3 protein-coding genes are annotated in these 3,258 nt (G+C 66.0%); all 3 read right to left on the bottom strand.

The annotated features are described in order from the left end of the window. Positions 1 to 145 (bottom strand): sulfate adenylyltransferase (locus FJ386_15320; GenBank protein ID MBM3878057.1); only part of this gene is annotated, 145 nt, incomplete at its 3' end. Between the two features lie 121 nt (positions 146 to 266). After that, a complete protein-coding gene (locus FJ386_15315) occupies positions 267 to 1,019 on the bottom strand; it encodes an SDR family oxidoreductase (GenBank protein ID MBM3878056.1) in 753 nt (250 codons plus the stop codon). Then, positions 1,003 to 2,982, bottom strand: coding sequence for an FAD-dependent oxidoreductase (locus tag FJ386_15310; GenBank protein MBM3878055.1), 1,980 nt, complete (start codon positions 2,980 to 2,982; stop codon positions 1,003 to 1,005). Before FJ386_15310 ends, FJ386_15315 begins: the two co-directional genes overlap by 17 nt. Positions 2,983 to 3,258 lie beyond the last annotated feature (276 nt).

The raw sequence follows: 3,258 nt of genomic DNA, 5'->3' as shown, positions 1-3,258 counted from the left end.
GCCCGCCGCCGGTGATGTCCGCGCTGCGTTCCAGCGCCTCCATCTGGTCTTCCATGATGGACTTGGAATCGTAAAGCAGCCGGCCAATGAGCGTGGACTTGCCGTCGTCCACGGAGCCGCAGGTGTTGAAGCGGAGGAGTTCGATGGGATGTTGCGTGTGGGGCATGCGAGTGGGACTTTAGTTTGCGAGGAGGAGCGTATCCGACGGAGCGGAGGCGGAGAATTGGCCGGACAAGGGAGATTGGGTTTTTGAGTTCATGGCGCGGCTACAGGGGAGAAATCTCCTGCACGAGTGGAACGAGCACCGTTTCTTGCAGGCAGAGGTGCGCGGGCAGCGTTGCGATGTGGACGACGTGGTCGCCGAGTTCGGTGGGCTTGGTGCATTGGGCGAGCGTGGCCGTGTCGCGCGGCGCGAGGCCGGCGGCGGTGGTGAACTCGGTGTCACCCCAAGATGTGATTAGGGTCGTGACACGGACACCGTGCGGGCGGAGTTCAAGCGCAAGTGATTTGGTGAACTGGTCGAACCCCGCCTTGGCCGCCGAATAAACACCCCAGCCCGGCCAGGCGTGGCGGGCGCAGACGCTGGAAATGTTGATGATGATGCCGCCGCCTTGGGCCTGCATCACCGGCGCGACGCGACGGAAACCGTAGAGCGGGCCGAGCAGATTGAGCGCGATGCTCGCCGCGATACTCTCGTCAGTCTGCTCGGCAACGGGCGCGATCTTGATTCCGCCTCCGGCATTGTTCACCAGCACATCGAGCCGTCCGGTCACGCCGAGAATCGTTTTCACCACGCGATCCCAGTCCGTCGGTGAAGTGACATCGGCTTTAAGCCAGTCCACGTCCAGCCGCGCCGCAGTGGCGTGCAGTGCGGCATCGTCGCGTCCGGTGATCCAGACACGGGCACCCGCTTCACGGAGACGCTGCGCGATGCCCGCGCCATAGCCTTTCGCGCCGCCGGTGACAAGGGCGGTTTGATTGATGAGGAGAGAGTTCATGGGTTTATTGAGAAAGCGCATTCTCGGCCGTTTGGACCGCTTGCGCACGAGTTTTCGGAGCCGGTGCCGATTTGAGTTTGGCGCTCACGGAATCAGGCAATCGGGCCAGTAAGGCGCTCCACTCGTTGCTGCTGAGTTCACGGTCGGGTTGAAAGAAAATACTGCTGGCGTCCGCCTGCCACACGCCGGCGACACTCAGGAGATTGATGGCTTCAAAGGCGGGGTGCTCCGGCGGCAGATCGTGATAGGGCCAGAGCAGCACGCCCGGGCCGTCCTTCCCGCGCACCAGGGTCCGCTGAAGTTCCGCAACGAGCGTGGCATCTCCGGCGAGCGCGCGGGGTTGGATGTGGTTGCGCAGGCACAGCCACGCTGCGGTGCCGCTCGCCTGTCCGCACAGCATCATCTGCCCGTGCAGGCGCAGCGCGGATTGCACCACGCTGCTGACGCCGATGTTTTTGCCCGCGCCGAGCAGTCCGTCGCGCGTGATCGGCACGAGGCCGCGCAGCGGGAACATCCCGCGGTCGGTGTGCGTGCTCCAGTTGCGCGTGGCTGTGTGGATGGTCGCCCACGGCGCGGCCGGGTCGTCGTTGAGGAACTGCCGCCGCGTGGGGTGGAAATCGATGTTGAACTGAAAGCCGAACACCGCGTCGCCGGGCATGAGCTTCGCCCAGCGCGGCTCCGGGTGCGGGGTGCGGAGGTCTTGCTCGCGCAGCATGGTGAGCGCTTCGAGCCGCAGGCTTTCGCGGATGTAAGGCTTGGGCGGCAGGCGGTCGGGCGTGCCGAACTCGTCGGTCAATTCCAGTTTGCGGAAGCGTGGTTCCAGCTTCTGCACGTGATGCAGCAGGCCCAGCGAGTGGCGCTTCGCGTCCTCGAACACGAGGCGGCGCTGCGCGGGCGTGAGCGCGACGAGGTTCTTCCGCGACGCGCCGGGCTCCGTGGCATCGAGTGCGTCAGCGACAGCTTTGGGCCAGACATCGAGCGGGTAATCCTGCGGCGGCCAGTTGAAGAAGAGGGCTTCACGGTCGTGTGGCAGTTGATTGTGCGCGGCGTCCACGAGGCGGCGGTGCGTGTAGATGTTCACCGGCGGCGAGTAAGGCCCGGCTGGATGTGTGGTGTCGGCGAAGGCCGGGACGTTCATGAACAACACGCCTTTGGGCCAGCCAGTGGCGGTGAAGTTCGTGCGCGTCTCGCGGCTGCAACCGAAGTAACGGCGCGGGTCGAAGCCCGGCGGCTCGGGGATGACGCGCTCGCTTGTGGAGCCGCGCACGACGACGCACCACGTGAGCGGGTTCATCTCGCGGCGGTTGGCCTCGGTGATTTGCTCGGGCGCGCTGGGCTCGCCAAAGCGGGCTTTCGCGTCCGGTCCGGCGCTCCACTTCGCGCCACTCAACTGGATGACATCGCCCCAGTCACTCGCGTCAACGGTCAGTCGCGCGCGGACTTCGAGGCGTTCGCTTTCCTTTGTGAAATTTACGCCGGTGACGCGGTTGCCGGCGAGTTCGACCTTCACCGGCTCCCAGCCGCGCTCGATGCGGAGGCGTCCGCTGGCAACCTGCGGCGTGACGAACTCCTCGAAGATGCGCGCGGCCTCGCGCGGCTCGATGGTCAGCCACGCGCAGAAGGAATTCGCCGGCTCGGCCTTGCCGTAGTGGCGTTGGTTGGTGGCCTCGATCGCGCGGGCGACTTCGAGAAACATCCCCGAGCGCGGGAACCGGGCGCGCTTGCCGTTGACGGTGGTCCACTCGTCCACGTTGCCGACGCCCTCGGCGCTGAACTGCCCGCCGAGCATCGCGATGTCACTGACGAGCACGACATGTTTCACACCGAGCCGCGCGGCCTGCACGGCAGCGGCCACGGCGGCTTCGTTGCCGCCGACCACGAGCAAGTCGGCTTCAAGGCGCTGCGCCTCGGCGGCGAGGCTGCACGATGGCAAAGTTGCCAGCAGCAAGGCAGCGGCTGTGGTAAAGCGCAGAAGTGAAGTCATGGAATAAAGCCTTGAGCAAGGTTGGCCGCCGCGCAGATGAACTCCCCGCGCGTGGTGGCGCTGCCGACTACGGGCAGCTTCCGTGAGTCGAGGCCGAGTTCCGTCGCCAGCTTGCGCCAACGCTCGGCGAGCGCGGTGTCGAGCGGCTGGTTCAATTCCACCGCATGGCCGGGGTTGGCCTCGAAATATTGGCCGTGCAGATTCTTGCCGCGCTGGCCGGGCTTGGCGGGCATGGGCGCGAGACCGCGCAGGCCGCCCACGGAACCCCACCACTGC

Source organism: Verrucomicrobiota bacterium (assembly GCA_016871675.1).
Classification (GTDB): domain Bacteria; phylum Verrucomicrobiota; class Verrucomicrobiia; order Limisphaerales; family VHCN01; genus VHCN01.
Note: the sequence above shows the minus strand (reverse complement) of the source record. Positions and strands in the feature narration are given on the sequence as shown.

Bases quoted from the DNA above. Each gene is read 5' to 3' on its own strand.
- FJ386_15315 (MBM3878056.1), bottom strand. From the start codon at position 1,019: ATGCGCTTTCTCAATAAACCCATGAACTCTCTCCTCATCAATCAAACC.
- FJ386_15310 (MBM3878055.1), bottom strand. From the start codon at position 2,982: ATGACTTCACTTCTGCGCTTTACCACAGCCGCTGCCTTGCTGCTGGCA.